The sequence below is a fragment of the Dyella sp. 2YAF14 genome (assembly GCF_052114725.1).
In the GTDB taxonomy this organism is placed as follows: domain Bacteria; phylum Pseudomonadota; class Gammaproteobacteria; order Xanthomonadales; family Rhodanobacteraceae; genus Dyella.
This window is the reverse complement of sequence record NZ_JBFRFH010000010.1, coordinates 156,736-182,231: the sequence shown is the minus strand read 5'-3', so window position 1 is coordinate 182,231 and position 25,496 is coordinate 156,736. Positions and strand designations below refer to the sequence as shown.

Annotated in this window: 18 protein-coding genes; 12 read left to right on the top strand and 6 right to left on the bottom strand. The window is 64.5% G+C overall.

What is annotated here, in order from left to right; genetic code table 11:
* Window positions 1-4: 4 nt before the first annotated feature.
* From glk to AB4Y82_RS15030, 5 genes are all read left to right on the top strand, one after another.
* Window positions 5-1,078 carry a glucokinase gene (gene glk, locus AB4Y82_RS15050; protein WP_441602770.1) on the top strand — a complete coding sequence of 358 codons (1,074 nt, stop codon included), beginning with the start codon at window positions 5-7 and terminating at the stop codon, window positions 1,076-1,078.
* Between the two features lie 134 nt (window positions 1,079-1,212).
* On the top strand, window positions 1,213-3,981 hold the full coding sequence (locus AB4Y82_RS15045) for a TonB-dependent receptor (RefSeq protein WP_441602771.1): 2,769 nt from the start codon (window positions 1,213-1,215) through the stop codon (window positions 3,979-3,981).
* Between the two features lie 101 nt (window positions 3,982-4,082).
* Window positions 4,083-5,915 (top strand): glycoside hydrolase family 9 protein, encoded by a 1,833-nt coding sequence (locus AB4Y82_RS15040; protein ID WP_441602772.1) that lies wholly within the window; start codon window positions 4,083-4,085, stop codon window positions 5,913-5,915.
* 21 nt (window positions 5,916-5,936) lie between these two features.
* Window positions 5,937-8,237, top strand: coding sequence for a family 20 glycosylhydrolase (locus AB4Y82_RS15035; RefSeq protein ID WP_441611449.1), 2,301 nt, complete (start codon window positions 5,937-5,939; stop codon window positions 8,235-8,237).
* Window positions 8,234-9,307, top strand: coding sequence for an acyltransferase family protein (locus tag AB4Y82_RS15030; protein ID WP_441602774.1), 1,074 nt, complete (start codon window positions 8,234-8,236; stop codon window positions 9,305-9,307). Before AB4Y82_RS15035 ends, AB4Y82_RS15030 begins: the two co-directional genes overlap by 4 nt.
* A gap of 111 nt (window positions 9,308-9,418) precedes the next feature.
* On the opposite strand, the gene AB4Y82_RS15025 is transcribed toward AB4Y82_RS15030, so the two are convergent.
* Together AB4Y82_RS15025 and AB4Y82_RS15020 are read right to left on the bottom strand one after the other, a co-directional pair.
* Window positions 9,419-10,807: a diguanylate cyclase domain-containing protein gene (locus tag AB4Y82_RS15025; RefSeq protein WP_441602775.1), complete on the bottom strand. Its 1,389-nt coding sequence runs from the start codon at window positions 10,805-10,807 to the stop codon at window positions 9,419-9,421.
* Between the two features lie 122 nt (window positions 10,808-10,929).
* Window positions 10,930-11,439, bottom strand: a complete 510-nt coding sequence (locus AB4Y82_RS15020; RefSeq protein ID WP_441602776.1) for an Lrp/AsnC family transcriptional regulator — start codon at window positions 11,437-11,439, stop codon at window positions 10,930-10,932.
* A gap of 107 nt (window positions 11,440-11,546) precedes the next feature.
* On the opposite strand from AB4Y82_RS15020, the gene AB4Y82_RS15015 reads away from it, so the two are divergent.
* Genes AB4Y82_RS15015 through AB4Y82_RS15005 form a run of 3 tightly spaced genes read left to right on the top strand, consistent with a single transcriptional unit; the run spans window position 11,547 to window position 13,469 of the window.
* Window positions 11,547-12,467 (top strand): DMT family transporter, encoded by a 921-nt coding sequence (locus AB4Y82_RS15015; protein ID WP_441602777.1) that lies wholly within the window; start codon window positions 11,547-11,549, stop codon window positions 12,465-12,467.
* Window position 12,468: 1 nt separating this feature from the next.
* Entirely contained in the window at window positions 12,469-12,765 is a 297-nt protein-coding gene (locus AB4Y82_RS15010; RefSeq protein ID WP_441602778.1) for a cupin domain-containing protein, read from the top strand.
* Between the two features lie 20 nt (window positions 12,766-12,785).
* Window positions 12,786-13,469 carry a glutathione S-transferase family protein gene (locus tag AB4Y82_RS15005; protein WP_441602779.1) on the top strand — a complete coding sequence of 228 codons (684 nt, stop codon included), beginning with the start codon at window positions 12,786-12,788 and terminating at the stop codon, window positions 13,467-13,469.
* On the opposite strand, the gene AB4Y82_RS15000 is transcribed toward AB4Y82_RS15005, so the two are convergent.
* The 4 genes from AB4Y82_RS15000 to AB4Y82_RS14985 form a co-directional block, all read right to left on the bottom strand.
* Window positions 13,470-14,129, bottom strand: coding sequence for a Pr6Pr family membrane protein (locus AB4Y82_RS15000; protein WP_441602780.1), 660 nt, complete (start codon window positions 14,127-14,129; stop codon window positions 13,470-13,472).
* A 35-nt stretch (window positions 14,130-14,164) separates the two neighbouring features.
* Window positions 14,165-14,689, bottom strand: a complete 525-nt coding sequence (locus tag AB4Y82_RS14995; protein WP_441602781.1) for a hypothetical protein — start codon at window positions 14,687-14,689, stop codon at window positions 14,165-14,167.
* Window positions 14,689-15,444, bottom strand: a complete 756-nt coding sequence (gene ubiE, locus AB4Y82_RS14990; protein ID WP_441602782.1) for a bifunctional demethylmenaquinone methyltransferase/2-methoxy-6-polyprenyl-1,4-benzoquinol methylase UbiE — start codon at window positions 15,442-15,444, stop codon at window positions 14,689-14,691. Before ubiE ends, AB4Y82_RS14995 begins: the two co-directional genes overlap by 1 nt.
* Before the next feature lie 494 nt (window positions 15,445-15,938).
* Window positions 15,939-16,460 (bottom strand): c-type cytochrome, encoded by a 522-nt coding sequence (locus tag AB4Y82_RS14985; protein WP_441602783.1) that lies wholly within the window; start codon window positions 16,458-16,460, stop codon window positions 15,939-15,941.
* A 355-nt stretch (window positions 16,461-16,815) separates the two neighbouring features.
* Between AB4Y82_RS14985 and AB4Y82_RS14980 the strand changes: the two genes are divergently transcribed.
* From AB4Y82_RS14980 to AB4Y82_RS14965, 4 genes are all read left to right on the top strand, one after another.
* Window positions 16,816-18,090 carry an efflux RND transporter periplasmic adaptor subunit gene (locus tag AB4Y82_RS14980; RefSeq protein ID WP_441602784.1) on the top strand — a complete coding sequence of 425 codons (1,275 nt, stop codon included), beginning with the start codon at window positions 16,816-16,818 and terminating at the stop codon, window positions 18,088-18,090.
* A gap of 173 nt (window positions 18,091-18,263) precedes the next feature.
* On the top strand, window positions 18,264-21,500 hold the full coding sequence (locus tag AB4Y82_RS14975) for an efflux RND transporter permease subunit (protein WP_441602785.1): 3,237 nt from the start codon (window positions 18,264-18,266) through the stop codon (window positions 21,498-21,500).
* Window positions 21,501-21,615: 115 nt separating this feature from the next.
* On the top strand, window positions 21,616-22,137 hold the full coding sequence (locus tag AB4Y82_RS14970) for a Rossmann fold nucleotide-binding protein (RefSeq protein WP_441602786.1): 522 nt from the start codon (window positions 21,616-21,618) through the stop codon (window positions 22,135-22,137).
* Between the two features lie 210 nt (window positions 22,138-22,347).
* Window positions 22,348-25,476 (top strand): efflux RND transporter permease subunit, encoded by a 3,129-nt coding sequence (locus AB4Y82_RS14965; protein WP_441602787.1) that lies wholly within the window; start codon window positions 22,348-22,350, stop codon window positions 25,474-25,476.
* The last annotated feature ends 20 nt before the right edge of the window (window positions 25,477-25,496 follow it).

The window sequence follows — 25,496 nt, the reverse complement described above, 5'->3', positions numbered from 1 at the left end:
CCAAATGAGGGAGAGTTCACAGGAACGTGACATCAGGATGACGAGGGGATCGCAAGTGGTCGAAGGGGTCAGCCACAACGCACGTGAGTTCTTGGCGCAAGAAGCCATGTTTCTCGCTGCGGACGTCGGAGGAACGCACGCTCGCATCGGACTGGTGAGCCGCGAGCCGGACGGCACGCGTCCGGTGACCGTGCTGCAGTACCACCGCTATGCCTGCGCCGACTGGCCCAGCCTCACCGCCGTGCTGCAGGACTTCGTCGGCCAGCTCGATCACAACGTGCACGTGAACCGCTGTGCCGTGGCCAGTGCGGGGTATGTGCTGGGCGACGCCATCGTCAACGACAACCTGCCGTGGCCGGTCTCCATCCGCGATATCCGCGACAGCCTCGGTATCGAGCAGCTCGCTGTCGTCAACGATTTCGAAGCCGTGGCCTATGCCACGCAGTTCCTGCATCAGGCCGATACCACGCCGGTGATCGCCACCGACGCCGCGCCGGCCGAAGGCCCGGTGCTGGTGATGGGTCCGGGCACGGGTTTGGGCTCGGCGGTGCTATTGCCCGGCAAGCCGCATGCGACCGTGCTCGCCACCGAAGCAGGCCAGATTGCGCTGGCGCCGGGCAACGAACGCGAGATCGAGATTCTTCGCTACCTGGCCCGTGATCGCGAGTACGTGTCGTTCGAACACGCACTGTCTGGCCCTGGTTTGCTCAATCTGTATCGCGCGCTGTGCGCACTGCGCGGCCAGGCCCCGCTGCTGAGCTTGCCCAGCCAGGTGACGCAGTCGGCACTGGAGCGCAGCGACGAGGCAGCGGTCGAAGCCCTGGACGTGTTCTGCGGTTTGCTCGGCAGCTTCGTGGGCGATCTATGCCTGCTGTATGGCGCACGCGGGGGCGTGTTCCTGGCCGGCGGGATTCTTCCGCAGATCCGCGAAGTGTTGCTCGCCAGCAGCTTCCGCCAGCGCTTTTTCAACAAGGGCGTCATGCGCGCCTTCCTGCAACAGGTTCCCGTACGACTGATGGAGCACGGCCAGCACGGTGTGATCGGTGCGGCCGGCTTGTACCTGGACGGACGCACGTAAAGACCGCGGGAAAACGAAGTACCGACTCAGCACTACACCGTTGCACTGAACCGGGCACACGCCCAGACAGCCACGCCGCAGCCGGACGACCCACAACATCCGCTGCAGAAAACGCCTTCGAGGGGAGGATCACCATGTCACACCGCAAGACTCTGCTAGCCGCCAGCATCATCGCCGGACTCTGTCTGTCCGGTTCGCTTTATGCCGCCGACAACACGCCTGCGCCGCAGTCCGGCCCGGCCGCGTCGGGCCAGGACAACGCACAGACTGCCGCTGAAAAGGCCAAGGCCAAAGAGCTTGGCACGGTCACCGTGGTCGGTATCCGCGATTCGGAAGCCGAATCGCTGAACCTCAAGAAGGCCGCTGACTCGCATATCGAAGTGATCACCGCCGAAGACATCGGCAAGCTGCCGGCCAAGAACGTGGCCGACACGCTGCAGCGCCTGCCCGGCATCAACATCAGCTCGTCCAGCGCCAGCGAAGGCGGCTTTGACGAAAACGATCGCGTGAGCCTGCGCGGCACCAACCCGAGCATGACCCAGACGCTCGTCAACGGTCACACCGTGGGCACCGGCGACTGGTTCGTGCTGAGCCAGGTGCAGACCGTGGGCCGCAGCGTGAGCTACACCCTGCTGCCGGCGGAAATCGTCAGCGAAGTCACCGTGCACAAGACTTCCGAAGCCAAGCTGCAGGAAGGCGGCAGCGCCGGCACCGTCGACATCACCACGCGCAAGCCGCTGCAGTTCGCCCAGCCGTTCACCGCGCAGGCTGCCGTGGGTGGCGTGTACTCCGATCTGCCTGGCGACACCAAGCCGCAGTTCGACGGCCTGGTCAACTGGAAGAACAACGACAACACCTTCGGCGTGATGGCGCAGGGCTTCTATGAGAAGCGCAGCCTGCAGCGCGACGGCCAGGAAATCGTCGGTGGCTATAACAAGATCGCGGCCACCGATGCGATCGCCGTGGCCCATCCGGACCTGGCGAACAAGTACTACCCGAACCTGATCGGCCAGACGCTCTTCACGCAGACGCGTACCCGCAAGGGCGGCACGATCGACATCGAGTGGAAGCCGCTCGACAACCTCACGCTGAACCTGGACACCTTCTATTCCAAGCTGGAAGCGGACAACTTCAACCGCAACTACATGCTGTGGAACAGCCAGTACGTGCCCAGCGGCGTAGGCCTGCAGAGCTATGCCGTCAAGGGCAACGTGCTGACCAATGCCGTGTTCGCTCCGCAGCCGGGTAGCACCACGCCGTACGGCGTGTACGACCAGATCTCGCGTCCGGGCGCTTCGTCCTCGTCTGCGTTCACCACGCTCGATGCCGAATGGCGCGCCACCGACCACCTGACGTTCACCGGCCAGGTCGGCACCACCCAGGGCAAGGGCAACAGCGACGAGCAGAACGTCAGCGAGCTGGGCTTCGGCGCCGGCGCCGGCGCGAGCTGGGGCATGCGTGGCACCGGCAATCCGACCAACTGGTCGATCGGCGGCGACAACACCACGCCGTCGGGCATCATTCCGTCGGCTGGCTGGATCTTCGGCGACCAGAACATCCACGTGAAGGACAAGGAAAACTTCTTCCAGGCCGACGGCGAATACGCCTTCGACAGCTCGCCGATCGCGCTGACCACGCTCGACTTCGGCGTGCGCTATTCCGATCACACCCGCGACAACAAGACCGACATCGGTCAGGGTCCGACCGGCGACTGGCAGAATCCGGCCAACTACCCGACCAGCTGGAAGAACTATCCGGGCAGCTTCAACAGCGATCTGGGCGTGAATGGCCCCGGTCCGGCCTGGTACTACAGCCCGGGTGACCTGGCCGCGTTCAATGCGAAGTTTGCCAACCGCGATCCGGTGACGCGCTTCAACTGGCAGAACATCTACAAGGTCAACGAGAAGGACACGGCTGCCTACTTGCAGGCGAACTTCTCCGGCGAGCGCTGGAGCGCCAACGCGGGCTTCCGTTACGTCTATACCAAGGAAGACATCAACTACAACTCCAGCGCGGTGTCGATCTACACCACGAACGGCCCGATCACCGGTTCCGCGTTCGGCGACTACTACACCAACACCTACAAGCACAGCTACGACAAGCTGCTGCCGAGCTTCAACTTCAAGTTCAACCTGACCGACGACCTGCTGGCACGCTTCGCCGCCTCGCAGACCATGACCCGTCCGGACTACTCGGCACTGGCCGGTTCGTACTCGTTGGATGACCTCACGCACACCGGCACCGGCGGCAATCCGCAGCTGAAGCCGCTGATCTCGACCAACTTCGATGCAGCGCTGGAGTGGTACTTCGCTCCGCGTGGCCTGGTGTCGGCCGGCGTGTATGACATGCAGCTGAGCGACTACATCAACTTCGGTAACCAGAACATCCAGTTCAAGGACCAGCAGGCCAGCAACACGGCCGGCCGCGATGTGTTCGCGACGTACCAGGTCAGCGTGCCGACCAACGTCGATGGTCACGTCAAGGGCGTGGAGTTGAACTACATCCAGCCGATCGGCGACAACTTCGGCGTGCAGACCAACTACACCTACGCCAGCGGTTCGGCGGAAAACGGCGTGCCGCTCCAGGGCACCTCGAAGAACACGTTCAACGTCTCCGGTTACTTCGAAAACCAGATGTTCAACGCCCGCATCAGCTACACCTACCGTTCGTCGTTCTACGCCGGCGTGAGCCGTACCGATACGTTCTACCAGGATGGCATTGGCAACCTGGCGGCCTCGTTCGGCTACAACATCAACTCGTGGATGTCGCTCACCCTGGACGCCATGAACCTCAACAACCCCAAGCTGAAGTACTACACGCTCAGCCCGAACTACGGCAAGCAGCCCTACGCGTTCTACGTGAACGGCCGCCAGTACTACGTGAACCTTCGCTTCAAGATCTGATTTAAGGCTTCCTCCCCGCCAACGGGCCCGGCACACTTGCCGGGCCCGATTTTTCTTCGGGGTCTCGAATGCCGTTCCAAGAACCTGCGGGAGCCGATGGCATGAAGCAACGTCTTGCGATGATCTTCGCGGTGCTGGTCGCGCAGGGTGCGCTGGCATCGGAAGGGAAGGTACTGGTCGACCAGGTCGGTTACGACACCGGCGCGGTCAAGCAGGCCATCGTGATGGATGCGTCCGGCCCATCGCCGCAGACGTTTCGCGTTGTGGACGCCAACTCAGGCAAGGTGGCCATGGAAGGCAAGCTTTCCGCGCCCACGGGTGTGGCTCGCTGGAACGGCAGCTACGCCATCGCCGATTTCAGCAGCATGCGTACACCGGGGCACTACTACGTGGACGTCGCACAGGACAGCAGCGACACACGCTCCTCGACCTTCGCCATCCAGGACAACGTGCTCGAGCGCAACACGCTCTCCAACGTGGTCTATTACTTCAAGGGCCAACGCTCCAGCGGCTTGCTGGACAAGGCCGACACCCATCTTCCGCATCCCGACGGTACGCCGGGCACGCTCGATATCCATGGTGGCTGGTACGACGCGACGGGCGACTACGGCATCCACCTGTCGCACCAGAACCCGACCAGTTACTTCAACACTCAGCAGTTGCCGCTAGCCGCCTGGAGCCTGTTGCGCACCTGGCAGCAGCTGGAAGCGCGCAACGACAAGAATTTCCGTGAGTACATCCGTCGCCTGCTCGACGAGGGCTTGTTCGGTGCCGACTTCCTGGTGCGCGACAAGCGTCCCGACGGTTCGTTCTATCAGTCCATCGACGGTCCCGGTCCCGGCAAGCTGCCGCAGGATCGCCGCATCGGCGATCCGAACTGGCGTACGCAGATCAAGCTCAAGCCAGGCGATCACACCGAGCGCGTCGATCAGCCGGCTCATGGTCCGCATGCGTATGAGGCCAGTTTCCGCGCTGGCGGCGGCATGGCGATTGCCACGCTCGCACTGGCGGCACGTACCGGCGTCGATGGCGACTTCACTGCGAAGGATTACCTCAAGGCCGCCGAGGACGCCTATCGCTTTCTCGACGCCCACAATCGCGAGCTGACCAACGACGGCAAGGACAACATCACCGACGATTACTGCGCCTTGCTCGCTGCGGTGGAGCTGTATCGCACCACGCACGACGAGACCTGGCGCAAAGCCGCGGATGCGCGAGCGGATCGCCTGCTTGCGCGCCTGATCACGCACGACGGCCATCGCGACTACTGGCGCGCCGACGATGGCACGCGTCCGTTCTTCCATCCCTCGGACGCCGGCCTGCCGGTCGTCGCGCTGGTTGAGTACGCCGGTATCGCCGATACGAAGCGCCAGGCCAAGGTGCGCGACATCGTGAAGCGCTCGCTCGAAGCCGAGCTGACCGTCACGAGCGAGGTCAGCAATCCGTTCGGCTATGCGCGCCAGCTGGTGCGCGGCGGCGATGGCCGCGTGCGCACGGCGTTCTTCTTCCCACACGACACCGAGGCCGCGCCGTGGTGGCAGGGAGAGAATGCGCGCATCGCCTCGCTGGCGGCGGCGGCGCGCGTGGCTGCGCCGCTGTACGCCAGTGCAGGCGACGAAGCTTTCCGAAAGAAGTTGCAAACCTACGCCTGGAACCAGCTGCACTGGATACTCGGCCGCAATCCGTACGACAGCAGCATGCTGATGGGCAGCGGCCACAACAACGCGCCGTACATGTTCTTCGACTCGTACGCGTACACCAATGCGCCGGGCGCGATCATCAACGGCATCACCTCGGGCTTGAACGACGATGAGGGCATCGCCTTCGACCTCGGTTACGCCCAGACCGGCAAGGACGAAGACTGGCGCTGGACCGAACAGTGGATTCCGCACGATGCGTGGTATCTGTTCGCCATCAGCCTTCCCCATGATTGACGTCACATGACGAGACGAACCATGAAGAAAACATCCTGCGTACTGGCCCTCGCCCTTTGTGGTCTCTCCGCCTTCGCCCACGGCGCCACACCGGTGAACCTGATCCCGATGCCGGCGCAGCTGAGCGTGAGTGGTCAAGGATTCACCGTGACGCCGCAGACGGCCATCGTGGTCGACAGCGGCGATGCGGATGCGCGCCGCACGGCCGAGTATCTTGCCTCGCTCACGGCTCACACGCGCCATCTGCAACTCGCCGTGAAAGCGGGTGCACCCGGCGAGGGTGCCATCGTGCTCAAGCGCGATCCGCAGGCGCCGGTCGCCAACGCCGAAGGCTATACGCTGGATGTGACGCCCCAAGGCATCCGCATCACGGCGCGCGACGAAGCCGGCCTGTTCTACGGCGCCATCACCGCATGGCAGCTGATGACGCCATCGCCGGGTACCGGCGATGTGCGCGTGGAACCCGCGCATATCCGCGACGAACCACGCTTCGCGTGGCGCGGCATGATGCTGGACTCCGCGCGCCATTTCTGGACACCGGCCGAAGTGCGCACCGTCATCGATCAGATGGCGCAGCACAAACTCAACACGCTACATTGGCATCTCACGGATGACCAGGGTTGGCGCATCGAGATCAAGCGCTACCCCGAACTCACCCGCATAGGCGCCTGGCGCACGCCGCCCACGCTCGGCAAGCAGGCACCGCCGGCTCCTTACGGCGGCTTCTACACGCAGGACGACATCAAGGCCATCGTGGCCTATGCCGCCGAGCGGCATATCACCGTCGTGCCGGAACTCGATATGCCTGGTCACGCGCAGGCCGCGGTCGCTTCGTATCCGGAGCTTGGCGTCACCGGCACGCGACCGCCGGTGTCGGTGGACTGGGGTGTGAATCCTTACCTCTACAACGTCGACGATCACACGCTGCAGTTCCTGCAGAACGTGCTCGACGAAGTGATGGCCTTGTTCCCGTCCACCTATATCCATGTGGGCGGCGATGAAGCGGTCAAGGATCAATGGAAGGCGTCTGCCACCGTGCAGGCGCGCATGAAGACGCTGGGCATCAAGACCGAAGACGCGATGCAGAGCTGGTTCATCGATCAGATGGGCAAGTACCTCGCGGCCCACAATCGTCGCCTGATCGGCTGGGATGAAATCCTCGAAGGCGGCGTGCCGGCGAGTGCCACGGTGATGTCGTGGCGTGGCACGCAGGGCGCCATCGATGCGGCCAAGCTTGGCCACGATGTGGTGCTGTCGCCGGCGCCGCAGCTGTATCTCGACCAGATGCAGAGCGATCTGCCGGACGAGACCACCGGCCGCCTGCCGTCGATGTCGCTGCAGAGCTATTACGACTTCGAGGCAGTGCCCAAGGCGCTGAGCGCGGCGCAGGCGAAACACGTGCTAGGCATGCAGGCCAATCTGTGGACCGAGCATATGCCGACCATGCGGCATGTTCAGCACAACGTGTTCCCGCGCATCGCCGCCTTGTCCGAAGCGGCGTGGACGCCGGCGAAGGAACACGACTGGCACGGTTTCCTCGAGCGCATGCCGTCCCAGTTGGCGCGCTATCGCATGCAGGACATCGCATACGCCGACAGCGCATTCGCGGCGTCGATCGACACGGATCGCAATGCCGCCATCAGCAGCGGCCAGGCCAGCGTGAAGTTATCGAACCAGGCCAAGGTCGGCAGCCTGCACTACACCACCGATGGCCGCGAGCCGGATGCGTCCTCGCCGCTGTATGTGCGTCCCTTCACGGTGAAGCTGCCCACCACGATCAAGGCCGTGGCACTGGCCGCTGACGGCACGCCGCTGGCTGCCGCGCGTACGCGTGTGCTCGATCTGCCATCGCTGCGCACGCGCACCACGGGTGAGCTGGAGAACTGTCCGGGCAGCGATTTCCGCCTGCGCGTACAGCCCACGCCGGATGCCACCAGCATGGCGCCGACGTATCTGATCAACGTGTTCGACAACTGCCGCATGTATCGCGCGGCCAGGCTCGACGGTATCGCCGCCATCCGCGTGGACACCGCGAGCCTGCCGCGCAACTACGCGCTGGCGCACGAGGCCAAGCTGGTCAAGGCATATCCGTCGGCCACGCCGCAGGGCGAGCTGGTGGTGCATATGGACAGCTGCAAGGGCAAGCAGCTTGCCTCGCTCCCGTTGCCTACCGATCAGCCGGCCACGTTCACCCTGAAGGGCGCCTTGGCGAAACAGGCCGGCACGCATGACTTGTGTCTGGTGTTCACCTCGCCGATCACGGGGCCGATCTACGGTGTGGGCGCGGTGACGCTGGTGCCGGCAGATAAACCAGCACCATGAGTGATGCGCTTCGCCGCCTGCCTTCAGTTGATGCGTTGCGCGGATGTACGGTCGCACTGATGTTGCTGGTCAATGATCCCGGCGATTGGGATCACGTGTACGGGCCGCTGGAACACGCCCAGTGGCATGGTTGCACGCCGACCGACCTGGTGTTTCCGTTCTTCCTGTTCGTGGTGGGCGTCTCCATTGCGCTCGCCATCGGTCCGCGGGTGGAGCAGGGCGCCGACCAAGGGCTGCTGATGCGCGCAGCGCTGAAGCGCGGCCTGCGCATCCTGTTGCTCGGCGTGGCCATCAACCTGTTGGCATGGGCGATCATGCCGCAGGCGCACCTGCGCTTCCCTGGCGTCTTGCAACGCATCGGCGTGTGCTTCGCGGGGGCGGCTGCGTTCGCCATCTACGTCAAGCCGCGTCTGCAATGGATCACCATCGCCGCGCTGCTGCTGGGCTATTGGGTATTGCTGCTGGCGGGAGGTTCGCTGGAGCCGTTCGCCAATATCGTCAGCCGCATCGACTTCGCCATCTTCGGCCACACCGTCTATCAGATCGATCCGGTCAGCGGTCGCGGCCATGACCCGGAAGGACTGTTGGGCTGCCTGCCTTCGCTTGCCACCAGTCTGCTCGGCCTGCGTGCCGGACACTGGTTGCGCGACAAAAACATCAAGGCGCTGGCGCTGTCCGGTATCGCGTACTTGCTGCTGGGCTTCGCATGGTCGCTGCTGTTTCCGCTCAACAAGAATCTGTGGACTTCGTCGTTCGTGCTGTGGACCGCAGGTTGGGCCACGCTCGCGCTGGTGCTGTTCCATGTGCTGATTGACCAGCGCGGTTGGCCGGCCATCGGGCGACGCTTTGGCGTGAATGCCGTGACGGCCTACGGCGGTTCCGAGCTGATGCAGATCCTGCTGCTCGGCCTGGGCATTCTCGATCCCCTCTATCGTCGCGTGTTCGCCAGCTGGATCACGCCGATTGCCGGACCGTACGTGGCGTCGGTGACCTTTGCCATCGCGTTCGTGGCGCTGTGGTGGCTGATCGTCTATGCCATGGATCGGAAGAAGATCTACCTCAAGCTTTGAATACTGTGGGAGCGCACCTTGTGCGCGACAGGCGCCTCGTCGTTCCCGCTCCGTCAGGTTGTCGCGCACAGGGTGCGCTCCCACAAAAAACTCGCGGGTTACCGCGACGTCTCAGCGCGGTGAGCCGGCGCCGGCGCGCTCGCCGTCTTCGGGCAGGTCGTTTGGCAGCGCCACGCGCACGCGGTTGCCGCCCTCCTTCTTCACCTGATACATCGCCGCGTCGGCCGCGCGGGTGAGGTCGCGCGAGGTGTGCCCATGCCGCGGATAAGTCGCCACACCCACGCTGGTCGATGCGTGCAGCGTGCGATCCGCCAGCTGGAATGGCTGGTTGATCGCGGCCCGCAGTTTCTCCGCCACCTGGATGCTGTCGGCCACCGATTGCAGTCGGCACAGCAGCACCACGAATTCGTCGCCACCCATGCGACCCACCACATCGCCTTCGCGCAGATGGCCACGGATGCGCTGCGCCACTTCGCACAGCAGCAGGTCGCCGGTGTGGTGGCCGTAGCGGTCGTTCACCTGCTTGAACTTGTCCAGGTCGATATAGAGCAGGGCGAGATTGCCGCCGAAGCGCGACACGTTCTCCAGCGCCGCCTCGAATTGCTGGTGGAAGAGGTCGCGATTGGCCAGGTCGGTCAGCGGATCGTGTCGCGCGATGTGATGCAGCCGCTGCTCTGCCTGCTTGCGTTCGATTGCCGCCGCGACCTGGGTGGAAACGAATTGCAGCAGCTCCTTGTCGGTTTCCGTATAGCGCGTCGCGTCCGAATAACTCTGCACAACAAGTGCACCCACTGCGGCGCCCTGCGAGCACAGCGGCACGCCCAGCCAGTGCAAGGCGTCAGTGCCGATCACCGGCAGCGATGGGTCGGTCGGCGTGCCAGGCGTGACCAGCAAGGCCTGTCCGGTACGGATCAGTTGCGCGGTCAACGTGCCCGAATCGATGCTTTGGGCGGGCGGCGCCTCGTCGCGTTCGTCGACGAAATACGGAAAACTCAGTTCGGCGTGCAAGGGGTCGTACAGCGCCACGAAGAAATTGTTCGCGGGCAGCAGTGCACCGACGATGCGGTGAATCTCTTCATACAGCGCCGGCAGGTTGTCTGCGGTGTGCGCAGCTTCGGAAATCGCGTGCAGCGCGGCCGTCATCGATTCGGCGCGCTTGAGCGCGGTGATGTCGCGCGCCACCGCAATGCGCACCTGGTCGGCCTCGGACCAGCGCGCCGACCACATGATGTGCACGACCGTGCCGTCCTTGCGGATATAGCGGTTCTGGAAGTGCGACTGCGGCTGGCCGGACATGATGGCGGCGGCCACCTCGATGGTGGCCTGGCGGTCGTCCGGGTGCACCAGCTCGATCATGCGCTTGCCGAGCACTTCCTCCGGCTTGTAACCGAAGATGCGCTCGTAGGACGCACTGACGAAGACGTAGCGCCCCTCCATGTCCACGACACAGATGGCATCCCACAGGAGATCCATGATCTTGTTGAGGAAGTCGGGTTCCATGGGACGCGTTCGGCAGGCTAGGGCTGGCTCGGAGCTGGCGGTATGCCACTCTCAGGCAAGATGCGTGCCGCTACGGTGATCATGGCGCCAACGTCCTCCTCCCAGCGCGCCGGTGCCGGACGCTAGTCGTCCAGCAGCGCCCGGCCAGCATTCCACATCGTGCGGGTCAGTGGTCGGTTCTCGTGCGGGGTCTGCAGCACGACGAGCGTGGTGGTGCTGATGCTGGCGTGGATCTTCAGCAGCCGGTCCAGCACGGTTTCCAGGTGCTGGATGGACATGGCCACCACACGCAGCAGGGCCGAGTCCTCGCCCGCCAGGCGGCGGCAATCGAGCACTTCGGGGATGTCCGCCACCAGCACGCCCACCCGGGCGCAGATGCCGCCATCGCAGCGCAGACGGATCATGGCGTCGATCTCATAACCGAGCTTGCGGGGATTGAGCACGGCGCGGTAACCGGAAATCACGCCGGCTTCCTCCAGCCGCTTCACCCGCTCGGCCACGGCCGGTGGTGAGAGTTTCACCTTGCGTCCGAGCTCGGCGTAACCCAGGCGGGCGTCCTGCTGGAGGGCCTCCAGCAGCAACCAATCCGTGGCGTCCCAGATCGGTTTCGATTCAAAGGTGACTGCGTTCATAGACATTTCGTTCGTTGGCGAAACATCACCATCCTACGCTGATTCATCATTCAAGCGCAGCACGGCAAAACTTACGATGCGCAGTATTCCCCACCCGGATCAAGTCCATGCAAACCCCGGAACGCCTCGATGGGCGCGCGCTGGTTTTTATCGGCATCGCGCTGCTTACCTGGTCGTCGGCCTATGCCGCGATCGCCTATGCGCTGGCTTCGTTCACCCCGGGCGAGGTGGCGCTGGCGCGCCTGGCCATCGGTGCGCTGTGTTTCGCCGCCCTGCTGGTGGTGAAAAAAGTGCCGATGCCTGACAGGCGCGACTGGCCGCAACTGACGCTGCTCGGCGTGATCGGCCTCACCGTGTACCACTTGTGCCTCAATACGGCCGAAACCCGCGTGGCCAGCGGCACCGCCGCCATCTTGATCTCACTTGTGCCCGCGACAACGGCGGCCTTGTCGGCGATCTGGCTGCGCGAACGCCTGTCGCCACGCACGCTGACCGGACTGGGCATCGCGCTGGTGGGCGTGGTGGTGGTCGTGCTGACCAGCGGCAAGGACGTGAAGATCGAACCCATGGCGGCCCTGGTGCTGGTCAGCGTGGTGGCGTGCTCGATCTTCTTCGTGTGGCAAAAGCCGCTATTCGCGCGCAACACCATGCTTGGCGTCACGGGTTTCACCTTCTTCGTCGGTGCTCTCGCCTCGCTGCCGTTTGGCCTGCATCTGCCGCAGGCACTGATGCATGCCCCGGCATCGCATATCGGTGCGCTGTTGTGGCTGGGCATTGCGCCCACCTTCATCGGCTATATCGCGTGGAACGCCGCCCTGCAGCGCGCGCCTGCCTCGCAGGTGAGCAGCTTCATCTATTTCTCGCCGCCGATCGCTGTGTTGATCGGTTGGGTCTGGCTGGGCGAGCGCCCGACGCTGCTGACCCTGGTGGGCGGCGTGATCACGGTGGGTGGCGTGGTGCTCGCCAATGCCCGCCGCCGCGCGCCGGTAAGCGCGCCGGTGGTGGCCGCGCCGGCCAAGCAGCACTGAGGTGGCGCCGCTCCGCTTGGCCGATGTCGCCGCCCAGCTGCCCCAGGCCTGGTCCTCAAGCGTGCTCGCCAGCTTCGGCAACGCGCGCCTGAAGCTGCTGCGCATGGACGAGCGGTCTTACCCGGAAGAAAGCCACGACTACGACGAAGCCCTGCTGGTGCTCGACGGCGTGATGGTGCTGCGCATCCACGGCGAGGTGCTGCGGGTGGAAGCGGGCGAACTGTATGTGGTTCCGGCGGGCATGCCGCACAGTGTGGAGGGCGGCAGTCGCGGTACGCTGCTGATCATCGACACCTGATCAGCGCTGCCGGAGCCGCCGTGACCACGCTCTATATCGCCAACAAGAATTACTCGTCGTGGTCGCTGCGTCCCTGGGTCTTGATGACCCAGCTGGGCATCCCGTTCGAAGAACAGCTGCACGTGTTCGGCGAAGGCTCCAACTGGGATGTGTTTCGCCAGTTTTCACCGAACGGGCGCGTGCCCTGCCTGCACGACGGCGACACCGTCGTGTGGGATTCGCTGGCCATCATTGAGTATCTCGCCGAGCGTCACGCCGGCGTCTGGCCATCCCGACCCGATGCGCGCACCTGGGCTCGTTGTGCCTCGGCAGAAATGCACGCGGGCTTCAGCACGCTGCGCAATGCCTGCGGCATGAGTTGCGGCGTTCGCGTGCGGCTGCATGCGGTCGATGCTGCGCTGAAGGCGGACATCGCGCGCATCAATGAATTGTGGAACGAGGGCCTGGCGCGCTTCGGCGGTCCTTTCCTCGCAGGCGATGCTTTCACGGCTGTCGATGCGTTCTTCGCGCCGGTGGTGTTTCGCATTCAAAGCTACGACATTCCGACGGACGGCGCAGCGACCGCGTATGTCCATCGCATGCTCGCGCTGCCAGCGATGCGCCAGTGGTACACCGCCGCACTGGCCGAGCCGTGGCGCGATCACGCGCACGAGGCGGAAACGCGTCTGTACGGCGATGTGGTCGACGACTTTCGAACGGGCTGATCAGGCCACTTCGGCGGCGGCGTGCCGTTGTCGGCGCGCCTGCCATCGACCGGCGGCCACGAGCAGCAAGGCGACCACGATGAAGGCCGCCAGCACGCCGATCGCATCGATCAGCACCTGCGCATAACCCAGCGCGCGCACGTCGAGGAACGGATAGGGATACCAACCGTTCACCGCGCCACGCAGCAGCACGTAGAAGAAATACCCGGCGGGATAGCTCTGCCACACCAGCACCTGCGACCAACGCAGTCCGCCCTTGGGCACCGCCAGCCACCAGTAGCCGACATACAGCAGCGGCATGGCGTCATGCACGATCACATCCGCCCCCAGCAACCAGCCCGACGGGCTCCACAACTGACGCAGCATCAGGTTGTAGATGGCGCTGACGATCACGATGCTCATCGCCGCCGCCGTCTGCACGCCGGGCCGCGACAGGAACACGCCGAGCCGACTGCGTGGGCCGGTAGCTGCCGCGGTCAATACGCTGGTGGCCAGCAGGTTGGAGAGAATCGTGTAGAAGCCGAGAAACAGCCACACGCCTTCCAGCGCCGTACCGCCGTTGCCCTGGGTCAGGCGGATCGAGAACCACAGCTGTAGCGCCAGGCCGAACCAGCCGAGCAGGGCGGCGAACAGGGCGAGCGGGCGATAGGGCTGCAGCACGGTGTCAATCTCAGGGCGACGCAGCGGCCGTGGCACTAGGCGAAGCCGTTGGTTTTCAGCTGTGAGAACTGCTGGGTTTCCGGGTCATAAAGCACACCCCAGAAATGATTCCCGCCGTCACAGACGATGATGGGCTCGGGCTCTGCCTCTGCCTGAAAAGGAGTGCCAGTGCTTTTGCTCGCAATGTGAGCAACCTTGGCCGGTTTCTCTTTCGGTACTGCGGCGTTGACGTAAATAAAGCGATGGCCGTCGACGATCACACCAAGATATTGCCGAAAGGAAGCCGTCCGATCGCCGATGGATGGGGATATGCCCTGTTGCGTCGCGAGTGTGGCCAATTGGGGAAGCTGGGATTCCAATTCGAGCAACTGGGCAGTCGTAGGCGTCCAGGCTCCAGTGGCATGCGGGGTGTCACGCGAGCACTGCTTCATGGTCGCGTTGAGCGCAGAGACCGGAAGCAACTCGAATCGCTGCTCCTCGGTTGCCCATAGCCTGGGCATGACCAACAGCAGTGGGAGCGCGGCGGCCAGGAGCACCTTGGTGCGAGCCGCCGCAAACATCAGAACTTGTAACCGCGATGAATGGCGACGATGCCGTTGCTGAGGTTGCGCACGTCCACGCGGCCGAAGCCGGCGCGCTCCATCATGCCCTTCAGCGTCTGCTGGTCCGGATGCTTGCGGATCGATTCGGCCAGGTACTGGTAGCTGTCCGCGTCGCCGGCAAACAGCTGGCCGAGCTTGGGCAGCACCTTGAAGGAGTGGAAGTCGTAAAGCTTGCTGAAGAGCTCGCTCTGCACGCGCGAGAATTCCAGCACCAGCGCACGACCACCAGGCTTGAGCACGCGGCAGATATCCGCCAGCGCCTTGTCCTTGTCGGTGACGTTGCGCAGGCCGAAGGCCATGGTCACCGCATCGAAGCTGTTGTCCGGAAACGGCAGGGCTTCGGCGTTGAGCTGGGTCCAGCGCAGGCCCGACACCAGGCCGCGATCGGTCATGCGATCGCGACCCACGCCCAGCATGGCCGCATTGATGTCGCCCACGATGATCTCGCCGTCGGCGCCCACCACCGGCTTGAGCAGGGCGGCGATGTCGCCGGTACCGCCGGCCAGGTCGAGCACGCGATCGCCGCGGCGCACGCCGCTGATGGCGACGAAGTGGCGCTTCCACAGGCGATGGATGCCGAACGACATCAGGTCGTTCATCAGGTCATAGCTGCTCGCGACCGAAGTGAACACCTGGCCGACTAGCTTCTGCTTGTCGGCGACAGGGACGTCGCGGAAACCGAAATGGGTGGTGTTGGGGGACTGGTCGTTCATGGGGTAATGGTAGCGGATTGGGGTTGGGCTTCGTCGTGTGGGACGTCTGCTTTGCTCCCTCTCCCCGCCGGGGAGAGGGCTGGGGTGAGGGGCGGGTGCTCGCGGGAACGTGTCTATTCGTCGTCCCGGCGAAAGTCGGAAGCGCACCTGTGCGCGACCAGCCTACGGAGCGGTAGACCCCAGCGCTGCGGTCGCGCACAAGGTGCGCTCCTACAAGTGTGCGCCCGGGCCCGTGGGTGACGGCCTGCTCTTTGTGGGAGCGCACCCTGTGCGCGACGAACCTACGGAGCGATACACCGCGGCGTGGCCGTCGCGCACAGGGTGCGCTCCCACAGACAAGCGGGCAGGACGGTGGCTGAAGGGCTGAGGCCGATGCGCAGCAAGAGAATGCGGCCCTCACCACACCCAAGTGCACACCACACAAAAGAAAAACGCCGCCCAGCGGCGGCGTTTTCCCAACATCCAAATTCTTGCGACTACCGACAGCGAAGCGCTTACTTCGCCTGATCCACAATCCAATGCACCGCCGCCTTCACCTGCTCATCGGTCAGCGCCGGATTGCCGCCCTTGGCCGGCATCATGTTGCCATCCGGGCCCTTGTAGCCGTCGATGGCATGCTTGACCAGGGTGTCGATGCCCTCGGCCACGCGCGGACCCCAGTTGGCCTTGTCGCCCAGTTTGGGCGCACCGGCGACGCCGGCGGTGTGGCAGGCGTGGCAGAGGTTGTCGTAGATGGTCTTGCCGTCGGTGCTGCCGCCGTAGGCCACTTGCGAGGCGGCAGCCTTGGCGGCGGCTTCCTGCGCGGCCTGCATGGCGGCGCGGCCGGTGTCGCCGGCGTAAACCGCACCGGCCGGCGCGATGCGGGCCTGGGTTTGTGCGGTGGTCTGGGGATTTATTTCCTTCGGCTCGTGGTCGTAGATCCACCAGGCGCCGCCGATCAGCAACAGGGTCAATACACTCAGGCCCGCGATCAGCATGGAAAAGCTGCGCATGAAGCTCTGGTCGGACTTCGTCATGGAACCGCTCACGCAATGACTCCAATTCAATGGACAGATCAATGGACAGCCGAAGAGGCCGGATTAGCTATGGTTCAGGCAACAATTAGCCGAGTATAGACGAAGGCCGCGGCAAGTTTCAGTCGGGTCGGGCGGACAACGTGTCGCGCCCGAATAAGCCCTGATTTCATGCAAGTTTCGTCATTTGGACGCGATACGCTTGGAAAACCCTGCCATCGGTCATGGGGCACCCCTGTCAACTGGCATTGTCTATTTTCGTTGATCTGACCCTATCCTTTCACTCGACACATAGGTCAGGCGCGCGGAGCGCACCGGTGGGGTCGGGTGGCCTGTCTTTCATTCTGGGAGTTTTTTCATGTCGCGTTTTTGGAAGATCGCGCTGATCGTTGTGGCCGTGATCGTGGTGGGAGCCGTGGGCTTCCGTCTGCTGCATAAGCCCGCTGCCGAGGAAGGCGCACAGGGTCAGCACCGCGGTCAGCACAAGGGACAGGGACAGGCCGACGGCGATGCCTCGGACAAGGACAAGGATAAGGACGCCGCACCGGTGCCGGTGACGGTGGAGCCGGTGCTCAAGCAGGATGTGCCGGTCTACCTGACCGCGCTGGGCACGGTTCAGGCGCTCAACACCGTCACCATCAATCCGCAGATCAGCGGCCAGATGCTGAGCATCAACTTCAAGGAAGGCCAGGAAGTGAAGAAGGGCGACCTGCTGGCGCAGATCGACCCGCGTCCGTTCCAGGCCGCCTACGACCAGTCCACTGCCAAGCAGCAGCAGGACGAGGCGCAGCTTTCCACCGCGCAGAGCACGCTCAAGCGCAACGACGCGCTGGTGGCCCAGGGCTATGTGGCGCAGCTGGACATGGACACCTTCCGCAACAACGTGGCCAATCTCGCCGCGATGGTGTCGGCCGACAAGGCCGCCGTGCGCGCCGCCAAGGTCAACCTCGACTACACCCACATCGTCTCGCCGATTGACGGCGTGGCCGGCATCCGCAACGTGGATCCGGGCAATGTGGTCACCACCACCACCGCGGTGGTGACGCTCACCCAGATCCATCCGATCTATGTGATGTTCACCCTGCCGGAGCAGAACCTGGAGATGGTGCGCGCTGCCGCCGCCTCGGGCGATCCGCTGGAAGTGCTGGCGCTGGACCGCTCCGACGCGCACACCATTGCGGACGATGGCACGCTCAACGTGGTCGACAACCAGATCGACACCACCACCGGCACGTTCAAGCTGCGCTCGGTGTTCCAGAACGCCAAGAGCGAGCTGTGGCCGGGCCAGTTCGTCAATACGCGCCTGAAGGTGCGCACCGTGAAGGGCGGCCTGGTGATCCCGGCGCAGGCGGTGCAGCGCGGTCCGGATGGCGACTACGTGTACCTGGTGCAGCAGGACCAGACGGTCAAGATGAACCCGGTCAAGGTGGCCGGTGAAGTGGGCGACAGCCACGTGATGATCGGTTCGGGCCTGGCGCTCAACGATCTGGTGGTGACCGAAGGCCAGTTCCGCCTCAAGCCGGGCAGCAAGGTCAAGGCGCTCAAGCCGGGTGAAGTGCCGGCAGCGCCGACCGCGGCCGAGATGGACAAGGCCAAGAAGAACGCCAAGCAGGGCGGCCGCCGCGGCGGCTGATTTGAGAGGGGCGAGGGGTGGGTGGCGAGGGCGCGACAACCGGGCCCATCGCCACTCATGAAGGCTGGCGAGCAGTTCGGGTTTGCGCCCTCGCTACTCGCTGCTAACCCCTTCAGCAACGACACGGGGCGCCGCAGGACAGGCACCCGCCACACACATCGACGGCTAACCCCATGGGCTTCTCCACACTCTTCATTCGCCGACCGATCGCCACCTCGCTGTTGATGGTGGCGGTGCTGTTGCTCGGCATCCTCGGCTACCGCGAGCTGCCGGTGTCGGCGCTGCCCGAGATCGACGCGCCCAGCCTGGTCGTGACCACGCAATATCCGGGCGCCAGCGCATCGACCATGGCGTCCCTGGTCACCACGCCGCTGGAACGCAATTTCGGCCAGATTTCCGGCCTCGCCATGATGACCTCCGACTCGTCGGCGGGTCTGTCCACCATCGTGCTGCAGTTTGCGATGGACCGCGATATCGATATCGCGGCGCAGGACGTGCAGGCGGCCATCAACCAGGCGCGCGGCACGCTGCCGAGCACGCTGCCGTATCCGCCGGTGTACAACCGCGTGAATCCGGCCGACGCGCCGATCATCACGCTCAAGCTCACCTCCGACAGCCTGCCGCTGCGCGAAGTGAACAACTACGCCGACTCCATCCTCGCGCAGAAGCTCTCGCAGGTGCAGGGCGTGGGCCTGGTGTCGATTGCGGGCAACGTGCGCCCGGCCGTGCGCGTGCAGGTCAATCCGTCGCAGCTGGCCAACCTCGGCCTCACCATGGAGGACGTGCGCAGCTCGCTCACCGAGGCCAACGTGAACGCGCCCAAGGGCACGCTCAACGGCGCCACGCAGTCCTACAGCATCGGCACCAACGACCAGCTGGCCGATGCGGCCGAATACAAAGACACCATCATCGCGTACAAGAACAACGCGCCGGTGCGACTGTCGGACGTGGCCAACGTGATCGACGGCGTGGAGAACGACCAGCTCGCCGCCTGGGCCAATGGCAAGCCCGCCGTGCTGCTCGACATCCGTCGCCAGCCGGGCGCGAACATCGTGCAGACGGTGGAGCAGATCCGCAACATCCTGCCGCAGCTGCGCGCCGTGTTGCCGGCGGACGTCCATCTGGATGTGTTCGCCGACCGCACCATCACCATCCGCGCCTCGGTCGAAGACGTGCAGTTCACCCTGATCCTCACCATCTTCCTGGTGGTGGCGGTGATCTTCGTGTTCCTGCGTCGCCTGTGGGCCACCATCATTCCGTCGGTGGCGGTGCCGTTGTCGCTGATGGGTACGTTCGGCGTGATGGCCTTCACCGGCATGTCGCTGGACAACCTCTCGCTGATGGCGCTCACCGTAGCCACCGGCTTCGTGGTGGACGATGCGATCGTGATGATCGAGAACATCGTGCGCTACATCGAGCAGGGCAAGGACGGCAAGGAAGCGGCCGAGATCGGTGCGAAGGAAATCGGCTTCACCGTGCTGTCGTTGACGGTGTCGCTGATCGCGGTATTCCTGCCGCTGCTGCTGATGCCGGGCGTCACCGGTCGCCTGTTCCACGAATTCGCCTGGGTGCTCACCATCGCGGTGGCCATCTCGATGCTGGTGTCGTTGACGCTGACGCCGATGATGTGCGCCTACCTGCTCAAGCCCGACGCGCTGCCCGAGGGCGACGACGCGCACGAGCGCCACGCCGCCGCCGGCAAGAAAACCTGGTGGACGCGAACGGTCAACGTGTACGAGAGCTCGCTGGACTGGGTGCTCGGCCACCAGCGCTTCACCCTGTTGGTTGCAGCGGCGGCAGTCGTGCTCACCGTGTTCCTCTACGTCGTGATTCCGAAGGGCTTGTTGCCCGAGCAGGACACGGGCCTGGTCACCGGCGTGGTGCAGGCCGACCAGAATGTGGCGTTCCCGCAGATGGAAGTGCGCACCAAGGCCGTCGCCGATGCATTGCGTCGCGACAAGGCCGTGACAGGCGTGGCTGCCTTCATCGGCGCCGGTTCGATCAACCCGACGCTCAACCAGGGCCAGCTCAGCATCGTGCTGAAGGATCGCGGCGACCGCGACGGCCTGGACGAGGTGCTGGCGCGACTGCAGAAGGAAGCGGCCGGCATTCCGGGCGTGGAGCTGTACCTCAAGCCCGTGCAGGACGTGACGCTGGATAGCCGCGTATCGGCCACCGAGTACCAGTACTCGATGTCCGACGTGAACGCGACCGAGCTCTCCGGCTACGCCAACCAGATGACGCAGGCGCTGCGCGAACTGCCCGAGCTGGCCGACGTCGACAACAACCTCGCCGACCAGGGTACCTCGCTCAAGCTCACCATCGATCGCGAAAAGGCCAGCCGCCTGGGCGTGCCGGTGCAGACCATCGACGACACGCTGTACGACTCGTTCGGCCAGCGCCAGATCTCCACCATCTTCACCCAGCTCAACCAGTACCGCGTGGTGCTCGAAGTGGCGCCGCAGTTCCGCACCAGCACCGCGCTGCTCAACCAGCTCACGGTCAAGAGCAATGGCAGCGGCGCGCTGACCGGCAGCAATGCCACCGCGTTCGGCCAGGTGGCCTCGAGCAACTCGTCCACCAGCACGGGTCTGGGCGTGGCCAATACCGGCGTGATCATCGGTGGCGGCGGCACCATTCCGCTGGCTTCGCTGGCCACGGCTCAAGTGACCACGGCGCCGCTGGTGGTGAGCCATCAGCAGCAGTTGCCGGCGGTGACGGTGTCGTTCAACCTCGCGCCGGGTTATTCGCTGTCCGAGGCGGTGGATGCGATTCGTGGGGTCGAGCAGAAGCTCAACTTCCCGCCGCAGGTGCGTGGCCAGTTCATCGGCAAGGCGGCGGAGTTCTCCACCTCGCTCACCAATGAAGTGCTGTTGCTGGTTGCCTCCATCGTGGTGATCTACATCGTGCTGGGCGTGCTGTACGAGAGCTACATCCACCCGCTGACCATCATCTCGACCCTGCCGCCGGCCGGCGTGGGTGCGTTGCTGGCGCTCATCCTGTGCGATATGAGCCTGTCGGTGGACGGCATCGTGGGTATCGTGCTGCTGATCGGTATCGTGAAGAAGAACGCGATCATGATGATCGACTTCGCGATCGAGGCGCAGCGCGACGGCATGAATCCGCGCGAGGCGATCCGTCGCGCGTGTCTGCTGCGCTTCCGCCCGATCATGATGACCACGGCAGCGGCCATGCTCGGTGCATTGCCGCTGGCGCTGGGCAATGGCATCGGCGCGGAACTGCGCCGTCCGCTGGGCGTGTCCATCGTCGGCGGCCTGCTCTTGTCGCAGTTGGTGACGCTGTACACCACGCCGGTGATCTATCTCTACATGGAACGCTTCGCCGACTGGCTGAAGGAGCGTCGCGAACAGCGCGCGCTGGCGCGTGCGCAGACGCGAGGCGCCATGTAATGGCAACCACGCCGATCCGGCACCTGCCGGGTCGGCGGCAAAACCACGAAAGGGGCGCGGCCGGGATGGCGCGCCCCTTTTCGTTGTGCAATTTCCCCAGGTCCGGAGTGACGACATGAGCAAACTGAGAAAGCCGCAGGTCTGCGTGCTGGGCAGCGCCGAACCGGGCTCGCAGGCCTATGAGCTGGCCGGTCAGGCAGGCGAGCTGTTGGCGAGATCAGGTATCACCGTGGTCAGCGGTTGCGGCAGTCCCGCCACGCGGCACGCGGCGCAGCGAGCCATCGACTCGGGCGGACTGGTCCTGAGCATCATTCCGGCCGATGCGATGCCAGAGGACGACTGGCCCGCCAGCGTAGTCATTCCCTGCGGCATGGGCGACGCGCGCAACCTGTTGATGGCGTTGGCGGGAGACGCCTGCCTGGTGATCGGCGGACGCGCCGGCACGATCTCCGAAGTGTGCCTGGCCTGGCTGCATCATCGTCCGCTGCTGCCGTTGACCGGTTGCGGCGGCTGGTCAGACGGGCTGCTGCAGAACCCGCCCGACGAGCGCGGCAATTCGCCCATCCTGCCGTGGGATTCCATGGCCGCGCTCAAAGCGCAGCTGCAATCCCTGAGACTCCTGCATTTAGACGTCTAATACCGATTGACTTCCAGCCACCTGCGCCGGAATGACGGCGAGGAGATATTCCGTCGATCCACGCTCAAACGGCTTCAACCAAACCGACCGTCATGCGTTCTTGCGTTAATGTGCGGTATATACGTACCTTCGTGCGCGCGCCTCCTCAGTGGTGTGCGGCTTCTTTGAATTCCTTCGCGCCCCGCGCGTCGTACCTGGTTTCCTGACGGCATGAACATTTCCGGTCCTTTCATTCGCCGCCCGATCGGTACCTCGTTGCTGGCCATGGGCGTCTTCGCCGTAGGCCTGATCTGCTACGCGCTGCTTGGCGTGGCCGCGTTGCCGAATATGCAGTTCCCGGTGATCTTCGTGCAGGCCAGCCAGGCCGGCGCCAGCGCCAGCACCATGGCCTCCACCGTGGCTGCGCCGCTTGAGCGCCACCTCGGCCAGGTGCCGGGCATCGACACCATGCGCTCGTCCAGCTCGCTGGGCAGCACGCAGGTGTTCCTGATGTTCGAGGCGGGTCGCAATCTCGACTCGGCAGCGCGCGACGTGCAGGCGGCGATCAATGCCGCGCAGTCGGACCTGCCCAGCGGACTCAATGCGCCGCCGAGCTACCAGAAGGCCAACCCCAACGACGATCCGATCATCGCCTTCGCACTGACCTCGGAAACGCAGTCGGCGCGCGAGCTCTACGACATCGCCGATTCGCTGCTCGCGCAGCGCATTCGCCAGCTCGAAGGCGTGTCGGAAGTGGACATCCTCGGCGCTGCGACACCGGCCATCCGCGTCGACGTCAACCTGCGCCAGCTCAACGCGCTGGGCCTCTCGCCGGACCAGCTGCGCAATGCGCTCACCGCGGCCAACGTGACCTCGCCGCAGGGCTTCCTGTCCGACGGCAAGACCACCATGGCGGTGACCGCCAACGATTCGCTGCACAACGCGGCCGACTTCGCCAGCCTGGTGATCGCCTCCAACAACGGCACGCCGGTGCGCTTGTCCGACGTGGCGAAGGTGTACGACGGCCTGCAGGACGCGTATCAGGCGGCGTGGTTCCAGGGCAAGCCGGCGATCCTGATGTACGTGTATCGCCAGTCCACCGCCAACATCATCGGCACGGTGGATCGCGTCAAAGATGCGGTGCCGCTGCTGCGCGATTACCTGCAGCCCGGCACCACGCTGACGCCGTACTTCGACGGCACACCCACCATCCGCGCCTCGCTGCATGAAGTGCAGGCCACTCTGCTGATCAGCCTGTTGATGGTGATGCTGACCATGGCGCTGTTCCTGCGCCGGCTGGCGCCCACCCTGATCGCCACGGCGGCGGTGCCGTTGTCGCTCGCTGGTGCGGCGATGGTGATGTATGTGCTGGGCTTCACCCTCAACAACCTCACCTTGCTGGCGCTGGTGATTGCGATCGGCTTCGTGGTGGACGATGCGATCGTGGTGATCGAGAACATCGTGCGCCACATCGACCAGGGCATGACGCGGATGGAGGCGGCGCTGGCGGGCGCCAAGGAGATTGGCTTCACCATCGTCTCCATCACCGCGTCGCTGGTAGCGGTGTTCCTGCCGCTGTTGTTCATGAGCGGCATCACCGGCCTGTTCTTCAAGGAATTCACCATCACGCTGGTAGCGGCGATCATCGTTTCGGCGTTGGTCTCGCTCACGCTCACCACCTCGCTGTGCGGCCAGTTCCTCAGCGGCCACGAGCAGGACAAGCCGACCACGAAGGTGGGCGTGGCCTTGGAGAAATTCCAGGCCGGCATGCTCGGCGTGTACTCGCGCTGCCTGAAGTTCTCGATCAAGCACGCGCTGGCGTTCTCGCTGACCCCGCTGGTGCTGATCGCCATCACCATCCTGTTGTTCGGCCAGGTGAAGACCGGCCTGTTCCCGCCGCAGGACACTGGCCTTATCCGTGGCCGCGCCACCTCCGGCGCCACCGTGTCGTTCCAGGATGCGGTGGCCCGCCAGCAGCGCCTGATCGACATGCTCAAGAAGGACCACGACGTGGCGCGCGTGGGCTCGCGTCTGGGCACGAGCCGCCAGGGTTCCTCGGGCACCTTCGACATCGAATTGAAGACGCATGCGCAAGGCCGCAAGGACGATACGTTTGCCGTGCTGGCGCGCCTGAGCGCCAAGGCGGCGCGCTACCCGGATCTCAATGTACGACTGCGTCCCATCCAGGATCTGCCGAGTTTCGGCGGTGGCGGCGGCACCAGCCAGGGCGCGCAGTATCAGGTGTCGCTGCAGGGCGACAATCCCGAAGAGCTCACCTTGTGGCTACCCAAACTCGTCGCCGAGCTGAAAAAGAATCCCAAGCTCAAGGACGTGGGCAGTGATGTCGACGACGCCGGCCTGCAGCAGAACATCGTGATCGATCGCGACAAGGCCGCGCGTCTTGGCGTGGGCATCGGGACCATCGATGGCGCGCTGTACAACGCGTTCGGCCAGCGCCAGATCAGCACGATTTATTCCGACCTCAACCAGTACAAGGTGGTCGTCAACGCGTTGCCGAATCAGACGGCCACGCCGGCGGCCATCGATGCAGTCTACGTGGCCAGCACCAACGGCAAGATGGTGCCGCTCACGGCGTTCGCGCAACAGGTGCCAGGCCTCGCGCCGACCCAGATCTCGCACGAAAACCAGTACACCGTGATGAGCATGAGCTTCAATCTCGCGCCCGGCGTGAGCATGGGCGAGGCCTTGGAGATCATCCAGCAGACTGGCTCGCAGATGCGCCTGCCGGGTGACATCCGCATCAATATCGGTGGCGATTTCCGCCGCTTCCAGCAATCGCAGAGCGGCATGCTATGGCTGCTGCTGGGCGCGGTGGTCACCGTCTACATCGTGCTGGGCATGCTGTATGAGAGCCTGATCCATCCGGTGACCATCCTCTCCACGCTGCCCGCGGCAGGTGTCGGCGCGTTGCTGGCGCTGTGGTACACGGATACCGAGCTGTCGGTGATCGCGCAGATTGCGCTGGTCTTGTTGATCGGCATCGTCAAGAAGAACGCGATCATGATGATCGACTTTGCCCTCGTGTCGCGGCGCGAACATGGCCTGAGTCCGGCAGAGGCGGCCTATGAAGCGAGCATGGTGCGCTTCCGCCCGATCATGATGACGACGATGGTGGCGATTCTTGCCGCTGTGCCGATCGCGATCGGCCTGGGCGAGGGTTCGGACCTGCGTCGCCCGCTGGGTATCGCCTTGATCGGCGGCCTGCTGATTTCGCAAAGCCTGACCCTGCTCAGCACGCCGGCGCTGTATGTGATTTTCTCCTGCCTGGCCGATCGCTACTCCGCGTGGCGTGCACGGCGTCGTGCGCCCAAGCGTCATCCGGCCGTCGAGGGCGTCTGATCAAACGCATTCCTGTGGGA

Bases quoted from the DNA above. Each gene is read 5' to 3' on its own strand.
- AB4Y82_RS15030 (WP_441602774.1), top strand. From the start codon at position 8,234: ATGAGTGATGCGCTTCGCCGCCTGCCTTCAGTTGATGCGTTGCGCGGA.
- AB4Y82_RS15015 (WP_441602777.1), top strand. From the start codon at position 11,547: ATGCAAACCCCGGAACGCCTCGATGGGCGCGCGCTGGTTTTTATCGGC.
- AB4Y82_RS14975 (WP_441602785.1), top strand. From the start codon at position 18,264: ATGGGCTTCTCCACACTCTTCATTCGCCGACCGATCGCCACCTCGCTG.
- glk (WP_441602770.1), top strand. From the start codon at position 5: ATGAGGGAGAGTTCACAGGAACGTGACATCAGGATGACGAGGGGATCG.
- AB4Y82_RS14980 (WP_441602784.1), top strand. From the start codon at position 16,816: ATGTCGCGTTTTTGGAAGATCGCGCTGATCGTTGTGGCCGTGATCGTG.
- AB4Y82_RS15020 (WP_441602776.1), bottom strand. From the start codon at position 11,439: ATGAACGCAGTCACCTTTGAATCGAAACCGATCTGGGACGCCACGGAT.
- ubiE (WP_441602782.1), bottom strand. From the start codon at position 15,444: ATGAACGACCAGTCCCCCAACACCACCCATTTCGGTTTCCGCGACGTC.
- AB4Y82_RS15025 (WP_441602775.1), bottom strand. From the start codon at position 10,807: ATGGAACCCGACTTCCTCAACAAGATCATGGATCTCCTGTGGGATGCC.
- AB4Y82_RS14995 (WP_441602781.1), bottom strand. From the start codon at position 14,689: ATGTTTGCGGCGGCTCGCACCAAGGTGCTCCTGGCCGCCGCGCTCCCA.
- AB4Y82_RS15035 (WP_441611449.1), top strand. From the start codon at position 5,937: ATGAAGAAAACATCCTGCGTACTGGCCCTCGCCCTTTGTGGTCTCTCC.
- AB4Y82_RS15045 (WP_441602771.1), top strand. From the start codon at position 1,213: ATGTCACACCGCAAGACTCTGCTAGCCGCCAGCATCATCGCCGGACTC.
- AB4Y82_RS14965 (WP_441602787.1), top strand. From the start codon at position 22,348: ATGAACATTTCCGGTCCTTTCATTCGCCGCCCGATCGGTACCTCGTTG.
- AB4Y82_RS15040 (WP_441602772.1), top strand. From the start codon at position 4,083: ATGAAGCAACGTCTTGCGATGATCTTCGCGGTGCTGGTCGCGCAGGGT.
- AB4Y82_RS14970 (WP_441602786.1), top strand. From the start codon at position 21,616: ATGAGCAAACTGAGAAAGCCGCAGGTCTGCGTGCTGGGCAGCGCCGAA.
- AB4Y82_RS14985 (WP_441602783.1), bottom strand. From the start codon at position 16,460: ATGACGAAGTCCGACCAGAGCTTCATGCGCAGCTTTTCCATGCTGATC.